The organism is Actinokineospora auranticolor (genome assembly GCF_041897805.1).
Lineage (GTDB): Bacteria > Actinomycetota > Actinomycetes > Mycobacteriales > Pseudonocardiaceae > Actinokineospora > Actinokineospora auranticolor.
Window position 1 is genome coordinate 7,557,869 of sequence record NZ_CP154825.1, and the last position, 19,835, is coordinate 7,577,703.

The following is a 19,835-nucleotide window of genomic DNA, read 5'->3' on the forward strand; positions in this document are numbered from 1 at the left end:
TCTTGCGACCCGCCGCCCGCCCGCCGCGGTCGTCGAGTCGTCGCACTGCGGCGCGCGGCGCCGGGTCGCGGTGCCTGCCGCGTCCACGCCACGTCCGCCTCGTCGTTGGGCCGTGGTCGGTCTGACCACGGTTCGTCGGTTCACCCTGTTCCGGTCTCGGTGGGACGGTCCATCACCGGGAGGATTGTCGGTTGCCCGGTTTCGGCGTCGACACCCGGTGGGTCCACGGTGCGCTCGTGGCCCCCGGTTCCCGCGGGCCCGGCCCGCTCAGGCGGTCGCGGGTGCGTACCGCCCGGTGCCGCCCGTGGTGCCCGCGGCCAGTCCCAGGTAGAGGGCGGCGAGCTCGAACCGCAGCGCCAGCACCCCGGCGCAGGTGGGCTCGTCGGCGGTGATCTCCTCGGCCGGGGCGAGCACGTCCGCGCCCGGCAGCGTCTCGGTCGCCTGTCTGCGCACCGGGTCGCCCGGTTGCGCGCGCACGGCCAGCAGCAGCACCCGCGGTGGCAGGGCGGCCGGGCCGTCGAAGTCGTCGGGGTCGGCGAAGATGTCGCGGCCCGCGGTGGCCTTCACGGCGGCGCGGTGCAGCGCGATGCGGCTGCTGGCCTGCGGGTAGCCGACCACGTCGCAGACCAGGTCGGTGTGCGTGCCCAGCACCTGCACGGCGTGCCTGCCGACGGCGGTGGCCACGTGGTCCAGGCCCCACAGCAGCGGCGCGTGGTCGGCCAGCCGCAGCGCCAGGGTCTTGGCCGGGTTGACGAACGACTCGTGCTGCGGGTGGCTGCGCTCGGCCTCGCGGTCGAGCTCGTCGGCCAGCAGTTCGCTGTCGAGCCGCAGCAGCCCGAGGGTGTCGAGGGCGAGCAGGCCCGCGGTGTAGGCCTTGGCGAAGCCGAAGCCGGGGCGCACCGCGATCCGGGGCGCGATCAGCACGGCCTTGCCCGCGGCGGCGGCCGCGACCGGGCCCTCGGCGGGCGCGGTCAGCACCACGCCCGCGCCGAAGCGGCCCGCGCGGTCCACCCCCTCGGCGAGGACGACGTCGCCGGGTTCGTCGGTGTGCGCGATGACCACGTCCAGCGCGCCCACCCACGGCGGCACCACGTCGGTGACCACCAGCGGCACCGGGCACGACGGCAGCAGCAGCTCGGCGAGCAGCCGGGACACCGCGGGCCCGAGCCCGGGCCGGGTGATCAGCACGATGGCCCGGGGCCGCTGCCCGGCCAGCCGGTCCAGGCCCGCGTCGCGGGCCGCCTCGGCGGTGGCCCGGACCTGGGCACCGGCCATGGCGCCCGCGCGCAGCAGCCCCTCCTGGTCGGCCGCGCCGAGCCGGGCGGGGTCGTCGAGCAGGCTGTCGTCCGGCACGGTGGTCACCCCTCGCCCTGGCCCGATGGCTCGACGGCCTCGTCGAGCAGCAGCACCGGGATGCCGTCGCTCACCGGGTACTGCCTGCCGCACTCGGTGCACGTCAGCACGTCGGCCTCGGGGTCGTCGGGCGTGCCGACGGCCAGCGGCGCGTGGTCGTCGGACGGGCACGCGAGGATGTCCAGCAACCGCGCGTCCAGTGTGACTGCCATGGTGGTCCTCCTCGTTGGTGTCCAGTGTCCCAGGCGGGTACGGGAAATCGCAGCTCAGGCCCGGACGATCGCCAGCACCTCGTCGCGGATGGCCGCGACGGCGGCGTCGTCGGCGGCCTCGATGTTGAGCCGCAGCAGCGGCTCGGTGTTCGACGCGCGCAGGTTGAACCAGCCGCCGTCGGGCAGCTGGACGGTCAAGCCGTCGAGCTCGTCGAGCACCACGCCGTCGCGGGCGCCGAACTCGGCCTTGATCGCGGCGAGCCGACCGGCCTGGTCGGCGACCGTGGAGTTGATCTCACCGGAGGCGGCGTAGCGGTTGTACTCGCGGGTCAGCTCGGACAGCGGGCCCGGCTGGCCGCCGAGCGCGGCGAGCACGTGCAGCGCGGCCAGCATGCCGGTGTCGGCGCGCCAGAAGTCGCGGAAGTAGTAGTGCGCGGAGTGCTCGCCGCCGAAGATCGCGCCGGTGCGGGCCATCTCCTGCTTGATGAACGAGTGCCCGACGCGGGTGCGCACCGGCTGGCCGCCGTGCTCGGCGACGATCTCCGGCACGGCGTGCGAGGTGATCAGGTTGTGGATCACCGTGCCGCCCGGCTCCTTGGCCAGCTCGCGCACCGCGACCAGGGCGGTGATGGCGCTGGGCGAGACCGGGTCGCCGTGCTCGTCGACCACGAAGCAGCGGTCGGCGTCGCCGTCGAAGGCCAGGCCCGCGTCCGCGCCGACCTCGCGCACCTTGGCCTGCAGGTCGACGATGTTCTTCGGGTCCAGCGGGTTGGCCTCGTGGTTGGGGAAGCTGCCGTCGAGCTCGAAGAACAGCGGCACGACCTCCAGCGGGAGCCCCTCGAAGACCGTCGGCACGGTGTGCCCGCCCATGCCGTTGCCCGCGTCGACGACCAGCTTGAGCGGTCGGATCGCGGACAGGTCGACCAGCTTGCGCAGGTGCGCGGCGTAGTCGGCGAGCAGGTCGCGGGTCTCCACGGTGCCCTTGGCGCGCTCCGCGGAGCGGACCATGTCGCGGTTGTTGGTGCTGCCGCCCGCGCCCGCCAGCGCCTCCGGACCGGCGCCGAGGGTCCGCTCGACGTCGCCCTGGATCTCGGTGAGGCCGGAGTCCTGGCCGACCGGGGCGGCGCCCGCGCGGCAGAGCTTGATGCCGTTGTACTTGGCCGGGTTGTGGCTCGCGGTGAACATCGCGCCGGGCAGGTCGAGGCTGCCGGAGGCGAAGTAGAGCATGTCGGTGCTGGCCAGGCCGATGCTGACCACGTCGAGGCCCTCGTCGGTGACGCCGTCGGCGAAGGCGTCGGCCAGGCCCGGGGAGGAGTCGCGCATGTCGTACCCGACGACCACGGCGGTGCCGCCGACCAGTCGGGCGAAGGCGGCGCCGATGGCCCGCACGAGGTCTGCGTCGATCTGCTCACCCACCACGCCGCGGATGTCGTACGCCTTGAAGACACCGGACAGGTCGCGCACGGGGGACTCCCAGGGGTCGGGGCGGTGACCGCCTCCCGGCCACCCGCGTTTCCTCGTGCAGGAGCCTACCGGCGGTCCGCCCGCGCCGATGGTCAGTCCGCCCCGGGACCGGGGACCGGCGGGATTCGGCCGCGTGCCACCGCCTACCGGGGCCGGTGGTGGACCGGGGCGGTGGCGGGTCGGCGGACCGGTGTCCGGATCGCGCGCCGCGGTTCAGTCGGTGACGGGGTCCGGGAGGACCCGCAGGTGGCCGCGCCTGCCCGACTGGGTGCCCGGCTCGGGTTGCTCGACCGGCCGGTCCACCCGACCGGCCTCGCGCACGGCCTCGGCCAGCGCGGTCAGGTCGTCGACGCTGGGCTCGGGGAGGGCGAACGCGCCGTCGTGGCGGACCACTTCCCAGCCGCGCGGCACGGTGAGCCGCAGCGCGTGCTCCTCGCACAGGTCGTAGCTGTGCGGTTCGGAGTAGGTGGCCAGCGGCCCGACGACGGCGGTGGACTCGGCGTAGGCGTAAGTCAGCGTGGCGACGGCCGGGTTGATACACCCGGTTCGCGAACACCGCCGCACGCTCCGCACGATCGGTGACCATAGCGCCTTTCCGGCGTCCTGCGCCCCAAGTGCCCCACGACACGCCCCCGACACGCCCAACCGGCCCACCTCACCCACCCGCGTACCCTGCTCAGGGTGGTGACGGCACGCAGTTCCCGGCGGCGCGGCAGACGCAACCGCGACCGACACGGCCGCGGTCTGCGCGGCCCCCTCTACCCGTCGACGCTGCCCGCGGCCAGCACCAGAGCGGAGAAGTTCGACGCCTTGGTCCTCGACGCGCTGGAGCCGATCGAGGCGCGGTGGCGCACGGAGTTGACCAAGCTCGACGTCGCGGTGGACGACGTGCCGGAGGTCACCCCGGACGCGCCGGACGGCGTGCTGGCCGACAGCGGGGTGCCGCTGGCCCGGCTGGTGCGCGCGGGGGTCGACAAACGGGGACAACCGACCCGGGCGCGGATCGTGCTGTACCGGCGGCCGCTGGAGGCGCGGGCCAAGGACAGCGTGGACCTGGCGGACCTGGTGCACGACGTGCTGGTGGAGCAGGTGGCCACCTACCTGGGCCTGGACCCCGGGGTGATCGACGGCGAGGCCTAGTCCGGCCGCTCGGGGCGCGCCGGGATCGCGGTGAGCAGGATGAACAGCGCGAGTGCCGCCTGAACCAGCAGCAGGGCGCCGCGCGGGCCGCCGGGTTGTTCGACGCGGACCTCGGCCGCCCGGGTGGGCAGGTTGACCGCCACCGCCGAGCCCCACACCCGCACCACCGGCACCGGCCTGCCGTCGACCGTCGCCTGCCAGCCGGGTTCCTCTTCGGCGGTCAGGACCAGCAAGCGGCCTTCCGCGCCGTCCGAGACCCGGACGGCGACGCCGGGCGGTCGGGCGTCCACCGGCACGACGCCGTCCGCGCCCGCGGGCAGCCGTCCGCCGGTCAGCGCCTGCCGGGCCACGTCCGGTGAGGTCAGGTAGACCGCACCGGAGGGCACCAAGATCCGGAACACGGGCCGCCCGTCCGACACGGCCGGGGCCGGTTCGACCGTGCCACCCGCCCTCCGCCGAAACGCCTCCCCCGTCTCGGCGTCCGGCAGCACCAGGTACAGGACGCCGATCACCGCCGCCCGGGAAACCGCCGCCTGGACCCGGTTCTCCTCCGCCGCCAGCAGATCCCCGACGAGCAGGCCCAGTCGGGTCGACGCGGACGGCGTCGGCGCCAGGTCGTCGTCCCCGAACCGGGGCATCCGGCCCACGACCTGGCGCACCGAGTCGCCGACCACGAGCACCGACCGACCCGTCGACCTCAGCTCCGCCGCCACGGTCGACACCAACCGGGGACCGCCGCCGGTCTCCAGCGGCCCCGACCGACCCGCGCCGACCGCGCCGACGGCGAGCACCGCGATGGCCACGAGCCCGGCCCCCACCAAGGCGTGCACCGGGACGACGACCCGAGCGCCGCCCGTGCGCACGACACCGAGCAGCGCCCACAGCAGCCCCCACCCGACGATCAGCAGCGGCACCCCGGCCCAGGCCCGCACCTGCGCGCCCCCGGCCAGCGGCATCGCCGACACCGCACCGGTCAACGCGACGCCCGCGACCCCCAGCGCCGCCAAACCCAAGCCCGGCAACGCGTCCCGGCCCGGCCGCAGCGCGAGACCGACCAGCGGGGCCAGCACCACGACGGCCCCGATCCACGGCCAGGCACCGGGTCCACCCGCGTGCAGGCCCACCAGGTCGAGCACCGACGGCGCGGGGGTCGGCAGCGGCGCGCCGACGCCCTGCAGCACCACACCCGGGTGCTGGATGACGACCGCGGGCCACGGCAGCAACAGCGCCAGCGGCATCAGGACCAGCAGGAACAGCCCCGCCCCGCGCCGCGTCCCGGCGCCGGGCACCAGGACGAACCCGACCAGCGCCAGGACGACCAGCGTCAGGTGGGCCAGCGGCGCGAAGGCCCCCGTGACCGCCAACCCGATCGCGGTCCCGGCGGTGGTGGCGAGCCAGGTGTGGTCGCCCGTGCGACCGCGCACCAGAAGGGAAGTCACACCGGAGGTCACCAGCGGCAACAGGATGTGGACGACGACAGCGTCCAGCCGCCCCTGCGACACCGCGGCCGTCGCCGGGGGCAGGAGCGCGTAGCCGACGGCGAGGAGTGCGCGCACCCAGCGGTGGACCGGGGCGCGGCGGGTGGCCAGGTACGCGCTCAGTCCCGCGAGCGGAAGGTCTGCCAGGAAAAGGAAAGCGACCACGGCGGCGGGCCCGCCCCATGGCGCGGCGACCGTCCCCAGAACCCCCAGCACGGCCAGCGCGGTGGGGGCGGGCGCGGCCGTTCCGCCCGCGACCCCGTGCCAGGTGGCCACGTAGTCCGACCAGACCTGCCCCAGGTCCGGCACGGGCAACAACCGCCCGCCCGCCAGGTCGATCCCCCACCGACCGGAGTTGACGACAACCGCCAGGACGGACAACCCGACCAACAGCAGCAACGGCGGCGACAGCGCCAACGCGCGCAGCACCCGGGTCCGGTCCACCCGCACCAGCAGCAGTTCCGGTTCCGGCGTGGAACCGTCCCGCCGGACCGGTGACGGTCGCGGTGCCGGGCTCGGCCGCGATCCCGTCGGGAGATCGGTCGGCAGCGCGACCGCCATGGCCGGTGCCGGGCGCCGCAACCCGGTGCGGCGCGGCCTGCCTTGGACCCCCTCGGGCAATAAGTCCGGCTTCAGCGGCGGGCGCGGCGCGGCCTCCGGCGGTAACCACACCGCGGCCGGGTCGTAGTCGCTCGGGAGCCTGCCCAGTGCCGCGTCCGCTTGGACTCGCCTGCGCACCAAGGTGGAAATCCCGGCGCGGACCGCGGCGCGGAACCGGGTCGGCCGACTGGTGAACAGGCCGCGCACACTGCTCGTCCCGATCGCTTTCCGCGCCGCCCTGGCGGATCGCAGCCGCGCGCCGCCCGCGAGCAGGTAGCCCAGCGCGCGCAGTTCCGCGCGGGCGTCCGGCAGGCGGCGCAGCAGGGCGAAGCCCAGGGCGCGCAACAGGCACAGCAGCGTGAGGCGCGGCACACCGAGCAGGAACGACACCGCGGCGCAGTTGACCAGGTACGCGCGGAGGCCGTGCCCCCGGTCCACCGCGCGGGTTCGCGTGCCGAGGCGGCCGGTGTCGGCGGCGATCGCCCTGCGGCCCGTGGCGAGCGCGCGGACGTGCCGGAGGCGGGCCGACGGGACACAGAGGACGACGTGCCCGGCGCGGTTGGCGCGCCAGCCGAAGTCGACGTCCTCGCGCAGCACGCCGAACGCGCGGTCGAAGCCGCCGAGCCGGTCCCACACCGCACGGCGCACCAGCAGACCGGCGGACGGCACCGCGAGGACTTCCGTGCTCTGCTGGTAGGCCTGCCCGTCCTGGCCGCGGCCGAGCCTGCCCCAATCCGGTTCGGACGGTCCGACGCCGGTGCGGTGGTGCCCCGAGGCGTCGGTGGACAGTCCGGCGGCCACGACCAGGCGCGGGTCGTACCAGTCGACGACGAGCGGGCCGAGCACGCCCGCCGACGGCGACACCTCGGCGGCCAGCAGCAACGTGCCCAGGCAGTCCGGGTCCGGCGCGGAATCGTCGTGCAGCAACCAGATCCAGCCGCCCGGGTCACCCCAGCGCTCGACGGCGTGGTCGACCGCCGCGTGCACGGCGGCGGCGTAGCCGGTGGCGCTGTCGAGGGTGAGCACGCCGTCCACCACGCGGTCCGCGCCCTGCGCGGCGTCCGCGAGCAGCGCGGCCGTCCCGTCCGACGAGCCCGTGTCGACCGCGAGCACGTGCCGGGGTCGCGGACTGGAGTGCCGCAGCGCCGAGAGCACCTGCCGCAACCACTCGGCGCCGTTGTGGCACACCAGGACGGCCAGCACCGGCGCGGTGCGCAACACCGGTGCGCCACGGGACAGCGCCTGGCGCGACCGAGCGGGCACGGACCAGCACACCTCCGCTCGCGACGGCACCTACCGGGACCGCCCACCGTACGGCGGCCGACCACCGCGCGGAATCCGGGCGCCCCGGATCGACTCGCCACCGTTATCGACGCGCGGCCCGCCGCCCTTGAGCCCGGACTCCCCAGTCGGGCTCGCGGTCGACCCGGCTCCGCGCCGGATCGCTCAAGCGCGGTGCGCTAGACCGCCTTCTTCTTGAGCTTGCGGCGTTCCCGTTCGGACAGACCACCCCAGATGCCGAAGCGCTCGTCGTGCGCCAAGGCGTACTCCAGGCACTCCGCGCGCACCTCGCAACCGAGGCAGATGCGCTTGGCCTCGCGGGTGGATCCGCCCTTCTCCGGGAAGAACGCCTCCGGATCGGTCTGCGCGCACAGGGCGCGCTCCTGCCACTCCTGCTCCTCGGTCTCGTCGAAGAACCCGGACAGCACGTCCAGGTCATCCACGGACCGCTCGCCCCACTCCACGACGCGGCCCCCGTCACCCAATCCCTGCATGTTCGCCCGCCTCCTCGCCTTCCGCACTCCCCGGCTGGCGGATGCCATAGGCCATCCCCGTGGCGAATGACATCGATGTGATTACACCCGTGTCTCCGCGGCGGGTCAAGCGCAGCCCCCGAGAGGGTGATGGGCTATGCGCACCCTGTACCCGATCGTGTGCCCGCCGAAACGGCCCCGGTTTCCGGTACCGGCCGGCGGGCAACCGAGAGACATTGCCACACTGGTGTCGTGCAGCGATCAGCGGTCCGCCCGTCACCGGTCTTCCTCGGCCTGCTCCTGCTGACCGTCGGCGGCGGGTTCCTCGCCACGGTGGAGGGGGACACCGCTCGGCAGGCGGGGGTCTTCGTCCTGGTGGCGGCGGGCTGGGTGGTGTCGCTGTGCCTGCACGAGTTCGGGCACGCGATCGTCGCCTACCGCGGTGGTGACCGCGAGGTGCTGTTCAAGGGCTACCTGACGCTGGACCCGCGCCGCTACACCGACCCCGTGCTGAGCCTGGTGCTGCCGCTGCTGTTCCTGGCCATCGGCGGCCTGCCGCTCCCCGGCGGCGCGGTGTGGATCAACCGGCACGCGCTGCGCTCCCGAGCGGTGTGCTCGAGCATGTCGCTGGCCGGGCCGATCGCCAACCTGGTCGTGGCCTTCCTGCTCGCCGTGGGCATGGGCATCCTGACCCCGGACGGCTCCCTCGCCAGGGGCGCGGCCGTCCTCGACCACCCCGTGCTGGCCGGGTTGTCGTTCCTGGCCACGCTGCAGCTGGCCGCGTTCCTGATCAACATCCTGCCCATCCCCGGCCTCGACGGCTGGGGCGCGCTGGAGCCGTACCTGTCCTACGAGGCGCGCAAGTTCGGCGCGAAGGCCCAGATGTGGGCGCCGTTCATCCTGTTCGCGGTGCTCATCGCGGTGCCGCCGGTGAACGAGGGCCTGTGGTACGCGGTCAGCTCGATCTACGACGCGTTCGGCGGGAACCTGTCGCTCGCCTCCTACGGCCAGGACCTGTTCTTCTTCTGGCGCTCTTTCTAGGATCCGACCGCCCGAGATCAACGATGTGAAATCCGGTGACCCGGCCGACGGGTCGCCCCGAGCGTGCGAGGATCGCCGAGTCGTGAAGGTTGTCGTGCTCGTCGGCGGGGTCGGGGGAGCCCGATTCCTGCTGGGTGTGAAGAAGTTCCTGGGTCTGCCGCCGGTCGGCCCCGCGCCGGAGGGGGCGCCGCACGAGGTGACCGCGGTGGTGAACACCGCGGACGACATCTGGTTGCACGGGCTGCGGATCTGCCCGGACCTCGACACCTGCATGTACACCCTCGGCGGTGGCATCGACACCGAGCGCGGCTGGGGCCGCACCGAGGAGAGCTGGACGGTCAAGGCCGAGCTGGCCGCCTACGGCGCCGACCCGGACTGGTTCGGCCTCGGCGACAAGGACATCGCCACGCACCTGGTCCGCACCAGGATGATGCGCGCGGGCTACGAGCTCTCCGACATCACCGCCGCGCTGTGCGACCGCTGGCAGCCGGGGGTGCGGCTGCTGCCGATGACCGACGACCGGGTGGAGACGCACGTGGTGATCGACCGGCCGGGCACCGGCGAGCGGCAGGCCGTGCACTTCCAGGAGTGGTGGGTGCGGCACCGGGCCGAACCGCGGGCGCGGTCGATCGTGCCGGTCGGCGCGGACGAGTCCACGCCCGCGCCGGGTGTGGCGGAGGCCGTCGGCGCGGCGGACGTGGTGTTGGTCGCACCGTCGAACCCGGTGGTGAGCATCGGCACGATCCTGGCCGTGCCGGGGTTGCGGACCGCGCTGCGCAAGACCGAGGCGCCGGTGGTCGGGGTGTCGCCGATCATCGGGGGCAAGCCGGTGCGCGGCATGGCCGACGCCTGCCTGGACGCGATCGGGCTGGAGACCTCGGCGCAGGCGGTCGGGCGGCACTACGGCTCGCGCCCGTGCTCGGACAGCGGCGTGCTCGACGGCTGGCTGGTCGCCACGGGCGACACCGCCGACGTGCCCGGCGTGGCGGTTCGCGCGGTCCCGCTGCTGATGTCCGATGTGGACGCCACGGCGGCGATGGTGCGGGCGGCCGTCGAGCTGGGCGGGGTCGACCTTGGCTGAGCGGTCCGAACCCGGCGAGGTGCGGCTGCTGCCGGTGCGGGGGCTGCCGGAGTTCCGCCCCGGGGACGACCTGACCGGGGCGGTCGCGGCGGCGGCGCCGTGGCTGCGCTCGGGGGACGTCGTGGTGGTCACCAGCAAGGTCGTGTCCAAAGTAGAGGGACGACTGCTGCGGGTGCCGACCGACCCGGACGCCAGGGACGCGGCCCGGCGCCGGGCCGTGCTGGACGAGGCCGACAAGGTCATCGCGCGCAAGGGCCGGACGCTGATCACGGTCAACAAGCACATCGGCGTCGTGCAGGCCGCCTCCGGCGTGGACGCCTCGAACGTCGCCGGTGACGAGATCGCGCTGCTGCCCGCCGACCCGGACGCCTCGGCGTTCGCGCTGCGCGCGGGCCTTCGCGAGCGGCTGGGCGTCGAGGTGGCGGTGGTGATCACCGACACCATGGGCCGGGCGTGGCGGGTCGGGCAGACCGACGCCGCGATCGGCGCGTCCGGGCTGCGGGTCGTGCTGTCCTACGCGGGGTCCGTCGACGCGCACGGCAACGAGCTGGCGGTCACGCAGATGGCCGTGGCCGACGAGATCGCGGGCGCGGCCGACCTGGTCAAGGGCAAGCTCGGCGGCGTCCCGGTCGCGGTGCTGCGCGGCTTGGCGATCGTCGACGACGGCTCGACCGCGCGCGACCTGGTGCGCCCGGTCGAGGAGGACCTGTTCCACCTGGGCACCGCCGAGGCGATCACCCGGGGCCACCGGGAGGCGGTGCTGCTGCGCCGCTCGCTGCGCGAGTTCACCGACGAACCGGTCGACCCGGCGGCGCTGCGCCGCGCGGTGGCCGTGGCGCTGACCGCGCCCGCCCCGCACCACACCCGACCGGTGCGGTTCGTCCGGTTGACGGCCAAGCGCGCCGAGCTGCTGTCGGCGATGCGCGAGGCGTGGGAGGCCGACCTGCGCGCGGACGGGCTGCCCGAGGAGCGCGTCCAGCGGCGGGTGGCCCGGGGCGCGCTGCTGCACAAGGCCCCCGAGGTGGTCCTGGCGTTCGTGGTGCCGGGCGGCGCGCACGACTACCCGGACGAGCGGCGGTCGACCGCCGAGCGGACCATGTTCACCGTCGCGGGCGGTGCCGCCGTGCAGGGCCTGCTGGTGGCCCTGGCCGCGGAGGGCCTCGGGTCCTGCTGGGTATCCTCGACGATCTTCTGCCCGGACGTGGTGCGCGCGGTCCTGGCTCTGCCGGACACCTGGCGTCCGCTCGGCGCGGTCGCGGTCGGGCACCCGCCGGAGGAGCTGGTCGCGCGCGAACCCCGACGGGCCGAGGGCCTGCTGGAACTGTGAGCGAGGGGTGAGGAGTGAGCCTGCACGCGGACGCGTGGTCGACGCTGGCGTCGTGGCGGCCCGACTACTACACGCAGGAGGCGCTGCGCCAGGCGTTCCTCGGCTACCTCGCCGCGCGCCCGGACGCCTGCCAGCGCTCGTGCGCGGCGGGCCACATCACCGCGTCGGCGCTGGTGTTCGACGCGGGGGGTGAGCACCTGCTGCTGACCCTGCACCCCCGGGTCGGCAAGTGGGTGCAGCTGGGCGGGCACTGCGAGCCGTCCGACTCGACCCTGGCGGGCGCGGCGCTGCGCGAGGCGACCGAGGAGTCCGGGATCGCCGACCTGCGGATCGACCCGGTGCCGGTGCACGTCGACGTGCACCCGATCACCTGCTCGCTGGGCGTGCCGACCCGGCACTTCGACGTCCGCTTCGCCGTCCGCGCGCCGCGCGGCGCGCACCCGGTCCGCAGCGCGGAGTCGTTGGACCTGCGCTGGTGGCCCGTCGACGCCTTACCCGACGAGGACGGCGAACTGGACATGATGCTCGCCGTGCTGCGCTGATCCCTCTCCCGAACGGGTAGACCCGAAGGCGGTCCCGGCCATGATCCCGATCGACCCGGAGTCCCCGGTTCCCCCGTTCGAGCAGGTGCGGGTGGGCCTGGCCACCCGGATCAACGACCACACGCTGGCGGTGGGCACCCGGCTGCCGACCGTGCGGGCGCTGGCCACCGACCTGGGGCTCGCGGCGAACACCGTGGCCAGGGCGTACCGGGAGCTGGAGGAGGCAGGCCTGGTCGAGACCAGGGGTCGGGCGGGCACGTTCGTCAGCGCGGCGGGCGACCGCACGCTGGAACGCGCGCGGCAGGCCGCCGAGCGCTACGCGGAGGTCACCCGCAGCCTCGGGGTGACTCCCACCGAGGCACTGAACATCGCCCGCGCCGCACTGCGCGTCGACTGAATCCGGTGCTAGCTTCGCCCGCGTGACCATGGATCCGACCAGTTCCAACACCGACGACGGCCTCCTGGACTCACTCCTGGAGGCGGCCCACCGGCACCGCCTGAACGGGAAGCCCGACCGGGCCCTCACCCTGCTGCACCAGGCGATCTCCCTCGGCGGGGAGGACCGGGCCTACGCCAGGGCCACCACCGCCGACCTGCTGTTCTCCATCGGGGAGGTCGAGGGCGCGCGGGAGCAACTGCACTTCCTCCGGACCGAGACCCCCGTCTGGTCCGCGCCCTGCCAGCTGGTGGCGGAGATGGCGGGCGACCGCGGCGAGCTCCCGGAGGCGCTCTCCTGGTACGACCTGGCGCTGGCCAACCTGCCGGAGGAGGACATGGCGGAGATGGACGGCCCGAACGCCGGGTACTGCTTCGCCAACAGCCTGCTCAACGCCCGCAACCGGGTCCGGCGGGCGATGGACCGCCCGCTGGACGACTGGGACAACATGACCATCGATTTCAAGGACCGCTGATCAGAACGAGCGGTAGTCCTTGACCGACAGGCGCGGGCCGAAGCGCGGCTTGGTGAAGCCGCTCGCCTCGATGTAGCGGACCGCGCGGTGCCGGTGCGGCGCGTAGGGCGCCAGCAGTTCCAGCATGCCGTTGTCGTCGGTCTTGCGGCCCGCCAGCGCGTACCCGACCAGCGCGGGCACGTGGAAGTCGCCGACGCTCACCGCGTCCGGGTCGCCCCAGGCCCGCTGCGCCACCTCGGCCGCGGTCCACACGCCGATCCCCGGCACCTTGCGCAGCAGCAACCGGCCCTCGACGCCGCGCAGCTCCGCCGCCCGCTCCAGCCGCCCCGCGACCTGCGCGGCGGCGATGATCGCCCGGCGGCGCGCGCTGTCCACGCCCGCCCCGTGCCACTCCCAGTCGCGGATGCCCAGCACCGCGCGCGGCGTCGGCGGCACCCACATCCCGGTCGGCACCGGCCCCGGCGCGGGCACCCCGAACCGCCTGGCCAGCTCCCGCCACGAGCGGTGCGCCTCGGTCCCGGTCACCTTCTGTTCGAGCACCGCGGCCAACAACACGTCCCAGACTCGCCCGGTAGCGCCGAGGCGCAGGCCGGGCAGCGCGCGGCGGGTCTCGGCGATGAGCGGGTGGTGCGCCTGGAAGCCGGTGTCGTCGTCATCGGCGCCGAGCAGGGCGGGGACACCCTCGACCAGGGCCTCGGCGCCCGGTCCCCAGGCGTCGGCGACGACCTCGCCCGCCTGGCGGCGCAGCCGCAGCGCGCCGGGGCCGTCGGCGGTGTTGGCGGCCAGCCAGGCGCCGGTGGGATCGCGGCGACAGGCGGGGTCGCCGGGGCCGCGGCGCAGCGGCCGCAGGAGCGCGTCGAGGTCGAGCGGGTAGCCGGGCGTCCAGCGCCGGGTCCGCTCCCCGAGCGCTGGGGTCGCCGTCATCATGGGGACCGTACCCGCCGGTTGGTTACCCTTGTTCGACCCGCCCGTCCCCCCGGCCGCGAGAACACGAGGTTCCAGTGACGTCGAACGTTCCGGAAGACCTGTACGTGGTGGTGCCCGCGGGCGGTAGCGGGACGCGGCTGTGGCCGCTGTCGCGGGCCGGGAACCCGAAGTTCCTGCACGCGCTGACCGGCACCGAGCGGTCGCTGCTGCAGGCCACCTTCGACCGGCTCACGCCGCTGGCCCCGCCGGAGCGGCTGCTGGTGGTGACCGGGACCGCGCACGCCGCGGGCGTCGCCCGGCAACTGCCGGAACTGCCCGACCGCAACATCCTGGTCGAGCCGTTCGCCCGGGACTCGTGCGCGGCCATCGCGCTTGCCGCCGCGGTCATCCACCGGCGCAGCCCGGGTGCGGTCATGGCGTCCTTCGCGGCCGACCACCTGATCACCGACCAGGTCGAGTTCGCCTACACGGTGGGCCGCGCAGTCGACGGCGCGCTCGCGGGCAACCTGATGACAATCGGCATCACCCCGACCCGCCCGGAGACCGGCTACGGCTACCTCCAGTGCAGCGAACCCGCGCGGCGGGCGGAGATCCAGCCGGTGCGCGAGTTCAAGGAGAAGCCGACGCTGGAGGTGGCGACCCGGTACGTGGAGTCCGGGTCGTACCTGTGGAACGCCAGCATGTTCGTCTGGCGGGTCGACGTGTTCCTCGCCGAGTTGGCCGCGCGCCGCCCGGACGTGGCCGAGCCCATCGGCCGCATCGCCGACGCCTGGGACACCGACGCCCAGGAGGACGTGCTGGCCGAGCTGTGGCCGACGGTGCCGAAGGTGGCCGTGGAGTACGCGGTCATGGAACCGGCCGCGGCGGAGGGCAAGGTCGCCACCGTGCCGGGCGACTTCGGGTGGAGCGACATCGGCGACTTCGAGACCGTGGTCCGGCTGCTGGGCACCGACGTCGGCGAGGGCGGCCGGTCGTTCGCAGGTGGGGTGCCGGACAGCCGGGCGGTGGTGGTGGACGGCTCGGACGTGATCGTGGTGCCCGCGGGCGGCAGGCTGGTGGCCACCCTCGGCGTGCGCGACCTGATCGTCGTCGACACCTCGGACGCGGTGCTGGTCTGCGACCGCGACCGGGCCCAGGACATCAAGAAGCTGACCGAGATCCTCCGCGACCGCGGCGAGGCGGAGTATCTCTGACGCGGGTTTCGGCGCTTGATCGCCCTCGCCCGCTGACGCGGCGTGCCGGGCGGGATACTCTGGTGTGGCACGACCAGCGGACCACAGATCGACGTAGGAGAGGCCGCTACCCATGGACCCCCGTGACCGGGCCGACGCCATCCTGGCACGTGCCCGCGCGCGCGGCGCCTACGTCGTCACCCCGGAGAGCGCCATCTCCCCGATGGACGCCGCCGCCACCTTGCAGATCCCCCGGGCCGTCGTCTCGGCGATAGACGAGGCTGACCCGGACGTCACCATGGTGTTCCCGACGGCCCCGGCCGCCGCCTACCGCCCGGAAGACGAACTCCCGGCGATCGCCCAAGAGGCCGCGACCCAGTCGCTGGCCTCCCCGGGCCGCCCGACCGAGCGCCTCACCAGACCACCCCACCACAACCCCAACCACTGGCCCGCCTAGCGCCGGCCGCGGGTACCCGAACGCCTTGACAGTGGCACAACCGCTGTCGGCAGGCGATCGGGTCGCTTTTCACGTACGCGAAAGTGCGCTCGGCTAACGGGTTTCCAGGCGCAGGCGCAGGGCGAGGCCCGCCTTCACCGCGGCGCGTACCGGTGCCCAGGCAGGCCCCTTGTGGCGGTCCGCGATGAAGCGGTAGGCGCTTTCGTGGTGGGCGGTGAGCATCTTGGTGGAGACCTTGGCCGTTGAGACGCCCTGGATGTGCATGACCTTGGCCGACGGCACGTACACGTTCTGCCAGCCCGCCTCCCCCAGGCGTTCGCCCAGGTCGACGTCCTCGAAGTACATGAAGTAGCGGGAGTCGAAGCCCTCCACCGAGTCGAAGGCCGTGCGGCGCAGGAGCAGGCACGAGCCCGACAGCCAGCCCGCCGCGCGTTCCCGGACGTCGGTGGCGGACTGCTTGTACTCCTTCGTCCACGGGTTGCCCGGCCACACCTTGCCCAGCACCCCGTGCCCGATGCCCTTGCCCAGCGACGGCACCTGTCGCGCGGACGGGTACACGGTTCCGTCCCGCTCGGTGATCAACGGCCCGAACGACCCGCCCCGGGGCCAGCGGTCGGCGGCGGCCAGCAGCTCGTCCAGCGAGCCCGGGCCCCACTCCAGGTCCGGGTTGGCCACCACGACCCAGCCGTACTCCGGGCCCAGGGCCGCGACGCCCCGGTTGGCGCCGGAGCCGTAGCCCAGGTTGCCCCCGGTGCGCACCAGTTCGACGTGCTCGTGCGCCGCGGCGGCGGCCTCCGGGGCACCGTCCACCGACCCGTTGTCGGCGAGGATGACCCGCACCGGGCGGGTGGTGGCCTCGGCGAGGGTCTGGACGAACCGCTCCAGGGTTTCGCCCGGGGAGTAGGTCACGGTCACCACGGCTAGCCGATCGCCGTATTCGGTCGGTTCAGCGGTCACGACCCGACATTGTGCACCGCCCGGTCGAGCCGCCGGTGCGCGGTCGGCGGTCACCACCGGGTGACAGGTACCCGACTAAACGTCCACATCGGACTTCGTGGCCGAATTGCGCCGACCGGCGGGGCGGATTCAGTCGATCAGGGTAAGGCGACCACCGAGCGGGGTGGGCCGAACAGTCCCCGGGGGTGGACGCGCCCGGTGGACGGGTGGCGTTTAGCGCGGTTGAACACCCATCACGCGCTGCGATGAGGCACGCTATGCCCGGGAAGGCACAACACGCGAGGGAGGCAGGCTTGGCCGAGGGCACCCCGACGACCGGGTCGCGCACCCCGCTGGTGACGACCGTCCCGCACGCGGGCCCGGACCAGTGCCGCCCGCACCGGCGAAGGAGGGGGTAGCCGCAATGCCCAGGCCCATCCGCGTGCTCATCGACGGGACGCCCCTGCTCGGCAACCGGACGGGGATCGGCCGCTACACCGCCGCGCTCGCCGAGGAACTGGCCTCCTCGTCCCATGTGGACATGCGCGCCGTCGCGTTCACGCTGCGCGGCTGGCGGGCGCTGCGCCGGGTGCTGCCGCACGGCGTGCGCGCCAGGGGCATCCCCTCCCCCGCCCGACTGCTGCGCGCGGCGTGGCTGCGCGGCGCGTTCCCGCCGGTCGAGCTGTTCGCCGGGCTGACCGACGTGGCGCACGGCACCAACTTCGTGCTCCCCGCCACCTTCCGCGCGGCGGGCGTGCTGACCGTGCACGACCTGAACTTCCTGGGCTACCCGGACGAACTGTCCCGGTTCGACACCCGCCTGCCGGAGCTGGTCAAGGTCTCCGCGCACCGCGCGGGCATCGTCTGCACGCCCACCCGCGCGGTCGCCGACCAGGTGGTCGAGCGGCTGGGCGTCTCGGCCGACAAGGTCCGCGTGACCCCGCTCGGCGTCGACCCGGCCTGGTTCACCGCCCGACCACCGAACCAGGACACGGCACGCAGGCTGGGCCTGCCGTCGGAGTACCTGCTCTTCGTCGGCGCGGCGGGCCCGCGCAAATCCCTCGACTGGCTGCTCAAGGCGCACGCGGCCACACCGGACCTGCCGCCCCTGGTCCTCACCGGACCGGACCACGTCGCGGGCGGCGGCCGCGTCCGCGCCACCGGGTACCTGCCCGAATCGGACCTGCGGACGGTGGTGGCGGGCGCGTCCGCGCTCGTGCTGCCGTCCCGGGACGAGGGTTTCGGCCTGCCGGTGCTGGAGGCCATGGCGTGCGACGTCCCGGTCGTCTGCACGGACGTGCCCGCGCTGCGCGAGGTCGCGGGCGACCACGCCCACTTCGTCCCGTTCGGCGACACGGAGGCCTTGGCCGCCGCGCTGCTCGAGGCGCTGGAGCACCCGTTGGACGCCGCGACCATCTCGGCGCGCCGCGCGCACGCCGCGACCCACACCTGGCGCCGCTGCGCGGAACTGACCGTGTCCGCCTACCGCGCGGCGGCGGGCCGGTAGCTACGGCCGGTACGCCGCCCCGTCGACCTGGAACGCGGCGGCCAGCGCCGCGCGCCACCCCCGCATCGGCGGCAGGCCCGATTCGCGCCACGCGCGGTCGGACAGCACCGAGTACGCGGGCCGCTTCGCGGGCGTCGGGTAGTCCGCCGTCGTGCAGGAAAGCACGCGCGCCGGATCCGCCCCCAACTCCTCGAAAACCGCCCGCGCGAACCCGGCCCACGTGGTCTCGCCGCCGCCCGTGCAGTGCAGCACCCTGGCCTCCGGTGCGGCATCGCCCGTCACGGCCTCGGCGAGCGCGACGAGCCCGGCCGCCAGGTCGCCGGTCCACGTGGGAGTGCCGACCTGATCGTCCACAACAGACAGTGTGTCCCGCTGGGATTCCAGCCTCGCCATGGTCTTCACGAAGTTCTTGCCGTGCGCGCCGTAGACCCACGAGGTCCGCACGACCCACGCCCGGGCCCCCGACCCGAGCACCGCGTCCTCCCCGGCCAGCTTGGTCAGCCCGTAGACCGACCGCGGGCCGACCGGGTCGCCGGGCTCGTACGGCTTGTCCGCGTCGCCGGGGAACACGTAGTCGGTGGACACGTGGATCAGCGGCACGCCCCGGGACGAGCAGGCCGCGGCCAGCACCCGGGGCCCGTCGGCGTTGACCGCGAAGGCCCGCCCCTGATCGGTTTCCGCCTTATCCACGGCCGTGTAGGCCGCCGCGTTGACCACGACCGGGCGCGCCGACGACGCGGCCAGCGCGGTGACCGCCTCGATCACCGCGCCCGCGCTCGTCAGGTCGAGTTCCGCGGAACCCGGCGCGCGCACGGACACGCCGGGCAGGGCGGCCAGTTCGCGGCCGAGTTGGCCGGAACCGCCGGGGACCAGGATGGTCAGGGGCGAGGACATGTCAGTTCCCGGGGAGTGCGGCGCGCTGCTTGAGGGGCTCCCACCAGGAGCGGTTGTCGCGGTACCAGTCGATGGTGCCCGCCAGACCGTCCTCGAAGGACACCCGGGGACGGTACCCGAGTTCGGTCGAGATCTTGGTGATGTCGACCGAGTACCGCCTGTCGTGCGCCTTCCGGTCCTCAACCGGCCGCACGAACGACTCGTCGGTGCCGGTCGCCTTGAGCAGCAGGTCGGTCAGCTCGCGGTTGTTCAGCTCGGTGCCGCCGCCGATGTTGTAGATCTCGCCGGGGCGGCCGCCGTCGGCGACCAGCTGGATGCCGTGGCAGTGGTCGTCGACGTGCAGCCAGTCGCGCACGTTGAGGCCGTCGCCGTAGAGCGGGATCTGCTTGCCGTCCAGCAGGTTCGTGGTGAACAGCGGGATGACCTTCTCCGGGAACTGGTACGGCCCGTAGTTGTTCGAGCACCGGGTGATGGACACGTGCAGGCCGTGGGTGCGGTGGAACGAGCGGGCCAGCAGGTCGGAGGACGCCTTGGAGGCCGAGTACGGCGAGTTCGGCTCGAGGATGTGGTCCTCGGTCCAGGAACCCTCGTCGATCGAGCCGTACACCTCGTCGGTCGAGACGTGCACGAACCGGCCCACGCCCGCGTCGACCGCGGCCTGCAGCAGCACCTGGGTGCCGAGCACGTTGGTGAGCACGAAGTCCGCCGCGCCCAGGATGGAGCGGTCCACGTGGGACTCGGCGGCGAAGTGCACCACCAGGTCCACCCCGGCCATGGTGGTCCGGACCAACTCGGCGTCGCAGATGTCGCCCTCGACGAACCGCAGGCGCGCGCTGTCGGCGACGGGGTCCAGGTTGGCCCGGTTGCCCGCGTAGGTGAGCTTGTCGAACACCACCACTTCGGCGTCGGCGAGCGCGGGGTAGGCCCCGCTCAGCGCCTGCCGCACGTAATGGGACCCGATGAAGCCCGCCCCGCCCGTCACCAACACCCGCATGAGGTCCCACCCGTTCCTTGGCTCGCCCGTGTGCTCGCGCCCGGT

At 74.1% G+C, this 19,835-nt stretch carries 20 protein-coding genes; 10 read left to right on the forward strand and 10 right to left on the reverse strand.

What is annotated here, in order from left to right:
- Positions 1-267: 267 nt before the first annotated feature.
- The 4 genes from V5P93_RS32895 to V5P93_RS32910 all read right to left on the reverse strand — a co-directional run bounded on the left by V5P93_RS32895 (position 268) and on the right by V5P93_RS32910 (position 3,602).
- Entirely contained in the window at positions 268-1,362 is a 1,095-nt protein-coding gene (locus tag V5P93_RS32895; protein ID WP_104478213.1) for a hypothetical protein, read from the reverse strand.
- A complete protein-coding gene (locus V5P93_RS32900; RefSeq protein ID WP_104478212.1) occupies positions 1,359-1,565 on the reverse strand; it encodes a Trm112 family protein in 207 nt (68 codons plus the stop codon). Before V5P93_RS32900 ends, V5P93_RS32895 begins: the two co-directional genes overlap by 4 nt.
- A 54-nt stretch (positions 1,566-1,619) precedes the next feature.
- A complete protein-coding gene (locus tag V5P93_RS32905; RefSeq protein ID WP_104478211.1) occupies positions 1,620-3,029 on the reverse strand; it encodes a phosphomannomutase/phosphoglucomutase in 1,410 nt (469 codons plus the stop codon).
- Positions 3,030-3,242: 213 nt separating this feature from the next.
- Positions 3,243-3,602 carry a DUF3499 domain-containing protein gene (locus V5P93_RS32910; RefSeq protein WP_181043372.1) on the reverse strand — a complete coding sequence of 120 codons (360 nt, stop codon included), beginning with the start codon at positions 3,600-3,602 and terminating at the stop codon, positions 3,243-3,245.
- A gap of 108 nt (positions 3,603-3,710) precedes the next feature.
- On the opposite strand from V5P93_RS32910, the gene V5P93_RS32915 reads away from it, so the two are divergent.
- A complete protein-coding gene (locus V5P93_RS32915; protein WP_104478210.1) occupies positions 3,711-4,169 on the forward strand; it encodes a metallopeptidase family protein in 459 nt (152 codons plus the stop codon).
- Here the strand turns inward: V5P93_RS32915 and V5P93_RS32920 are convergent.
- Together V5P93_RS32920 and V5P93_RS32925 are read right to left on the reverse strand one after the other, a co-directional pair.
- Entirely contained in the window at positions 4,166-7,510 is a 3,345-nt protein-coding gene (locus tag V5P93_RS32920; protein WP_245931162.1) for a glycosyltransferase family 2 protein, read from the reverse strand. The two genes, V5P93_RS32915 and V5P93_RS32920, sit on opposite strands and share 4 nt — an antisense overlap.
- Before the next feature lie 197 nt (positions 7,511-7,707).
- Positions 7,708-8,022: a WhiB family transcriptional regulator gene (locus V5P93_RS32925; protein WP_104478208.1), complete on the reverse strand. Its 315-nt coding sequence runs from the start codon at positions 8,020-8,022 to the stop codon at positions 7,708-7,710.
- A gap of 231 nt (positions 8,023-8,253) precedes the next feature.
- Between V5P93_RS32925 and V5P93_RS32930 the strand changes: the two genes are divergently transcribed.
- From V5P93_RS32930 to V5P93_RS32955, 6 genes are all read left to right on the forward strand, one after another.
- Positions 8,254-9,042 carry a site-2 protease family protein gene (locus tag V5P93_RS32930; RefSeq protein ID WP_104478207.1) on the forward strand — a complete coding sequence of 263 codons (789 nt, stop codon included), beginning with the start codon at positions 8,254-8,256 and terminating at the stop codon, positions 9,040-9,042.
- A gap of 82 nt (positions 9,043-9,124) precedes the next feature.
- Positions 9,125-10,123 (forward strand): 2-phospho-L-lactate transferase, encoded by a 999-nt coding sequence (cofD, locus tag V5P93_RS32935; RefSeq protein WP_104478206.1) that lies wholly within the window; start codon positions 9,125-9,127, stop codon positions 10,121-10,123.
- Positions 10,059-11,450: a coenzyme F420-0:L-glutamate ligase gene (locus V5P93_RS32940; protein WP_104478205.1), complete on the forward strand. Its 1,392-nt coding sequence runs from the start codon at positions 10,059-10,061 to the stop codon at positions 11,448-11,450. Before cofD ends, V5P93_RS32940 begins: the two co-directional genes overlap by 65 nt.
- 14 nt (positions 11,451-11,464) lie before the next feature.
- On the forward strand, positions 11,465-11,992 hold the full coding sequence (locus tag V5P93_RS32945; protein ID WP_104478204.1) for an NUDIX hydrolase: 528 nt from the start codon (positions 11,465-11,467) through the stop codon (positions 11,990-11,992).
- 40 nt (positions 11,993-12,032) lie between these two features.
- On the forward strand, positions 12,033-12,389 hold the full coding sequence (locus tag V5P93_RS32950) for a GntR family transcriptional regulator (protein WP_104478203.1): 357 nt from the start codon (positions 12,033-12,035) through the stop codon (positions 12,387-12,389).
- Between the two features lie 22 nt (positions 12,390-12,411).
- Positions 12,412-12,903 carry a M48 family metallopeptidase gene (locus tag V5P93_RS32955; RefSeq protein WP_104478202.1) on the forward strand — a complete coding sequence of 164 codons (492 nt, stop codon included), beginning with the start codon at positions 12,412-12,414 and terminating at the stop codon, positions 12,901-12,903.
- Here the strand turns inward: V5P93_RS32955 and V5P93_RS32960 are convergent, their stop codons facing one another.
- Positions 12,904-13,827: a DNA-3-methyladenine glycosylase gene (locus V5P93_RS32960; RefSeq protein WP_104478332.1), complete on the reverse strand. Its 924-nt coding sequence runs from the start codon at positions 13,825-13,827 to the stop codon at positions 12,904-12,906.
- 77 nt (positions 13,828-13,904) lie between these two features.
- On the opposite strand from V5P93_RS32960, the gene V5P93_RS32965 reads away from it, so the two are divergent.
- Together V5P93_RS32965 and V5P93_RS32970 are read left to right on the forward strand one after the other, a co-directional pair.
- On the forward strand, positions 13,905-15,023 hold the full coding sequence (locus V5P93_RS32965; RefSeq protein ID WP_104478201.1) for a mannose-1-phosphate guanylyltransferase: 1,119 nt from the start codon (positions 13,905-13,907) through the stop codon (positions 15,021-15,023).
- A 112-nt stretch (positions 15,024-15,135) separates the two neighbouring features.
- Positions 15,136-15,459 (forward strand): hypothetical protein, encoded by a 324-nt coding sequence (locus V5P93_RS32970; RefSeq protein ID WP_104478200.1) that lies wholly within the window; start codon positions 15,136-15,138, stop codon positions 15,457-15,459.
- 93 nt (positions 15,460-15,552) lie between these two features.
- Here V5P93_RS32970 and V5P93_RS32975 read toward each other — a convergent pair whose 3' ends face one another.
- The gene (locus V5P93_RS32975; protein ID WP_104478199.1) at positions 15,553-16,416 is read right to left on the reverse strand and encodes a glycosyltransferase family 2 protein; all 864 of its coding nucleotides are present in this window, start codon (positions 16,414-16,416) and stop codon (positions 15,553-15,555) included.
- Between the two features lie 403 nt (positions 16,417-16,819).
- Here V5P93_RS32975 and V5P93_RS32980 point away from each other — a divergent pair, with 403 nt between their 5' ends.
- Entirely contained in the window at positions 16,820-17,902 is a 1,083-nt protein-coding gene (locus V5P93_RS32980) for a glycosyltransferase family 1 protein (RefSeq protein WP_104478198.1), read from the forward strand.
- Here V5P93_RS32980 and rfbD read toward each other — a convergent pair whose 3' ends face one another.
- Both rfbD and rfbB read right to left on the reverse strand, forming a co-directional pair.
- Positions 17,903-18,796, reverse strand: a complete 894-nt coding sequence (rfbD, locus tag V5P93_RS32985) for a dTDP-4-dehydrorhamnose reductase (protein WP_104478197.1) — start codon at positions 18,794-18,796, stop codon at positions 17,903-17,905.
- Position 18,797: 1 nt separating this feature from the next.
- Positions 18,798-19,790: a dTDP-glucose 4,6-dehydratase gene (gene rfbB, locus V5P93_RS32990; RefSeq protein ID WP_104478196.1), complete on the reverse strand. Its 993-nt coding sequence runs from the start codon at positions 19,788-19,790 to the stop codon at positions 18,798-18,800.
- Positions 19,791-19,835: the final 45 nt, after the last annotated feature.

Bases quoted from the DNA above. Each gene is read 5' to 3' on its own strand.
- V5P93_RS32900 (WP_104478212.1), bottom strand. From the start codon at position 1,565: ATGGCAGTCACACTGGACGCGCGGTTGCTGGACATCCTCGCGTGCCCG.
- V5P93_RS32925 (WP_104478208.1), bottom strand. From the start codon at position 8,022: ATGCAGGGATTGGGTGACGGGGGCCGCGTCGTGGAGTGGGGCGAGCGG.
- V5P93_RS32940 (WP_104478205.1), top strand. From the start codon at position 10,059: ATGTGGACGCCACGGCGGCGATGGTGCGGGCGGCCGTCGAGCTGGGCG.
- V5P93_RS32950 (WP_104478203.1), top strand. From the start codon at position 12,033: ATGATCCCGATCGACCCGGAGTCCCCGGTTCCCCCGTTCGAGCAGGTG.
- V5P93_RS32960 (WP_104478332.1), bottom strand. From the start codon at position 13,827: ATGACGGCGACCCCAGCGCTCGGGGAGCGGACCCGGCGCTGGACGCCC.
- V5P93_RS32970 (WP_104478200.1), top strand. From the start codon at position 15,136: ATGGACCCCCGTGACCGGGCCGACGCCATCCTGGCACGTGCCCGCGCG.
- V5P93_RS32980 (WP_104478198.1), top strand. From the start codon at position 16,820: ATGCCCAGGCCCATCCGCGTGCTCATCGACGGGACGCCCCTGCTCGGC.
- rfbD (WP_104478197.1), bottom strand. From the start codon at position 18,796: ATGTCCTCGCCCCTGACCATCCTGGTCCCCGGCGGTTCCGGCCAACTC.
- rfbB (WP_104478196.1), bottom strand. From the start codon at position 19,790: ATGCGGGTGTTGGTGACGGGCGGGGCGGGCTTCATCGGGTCCCATTAC.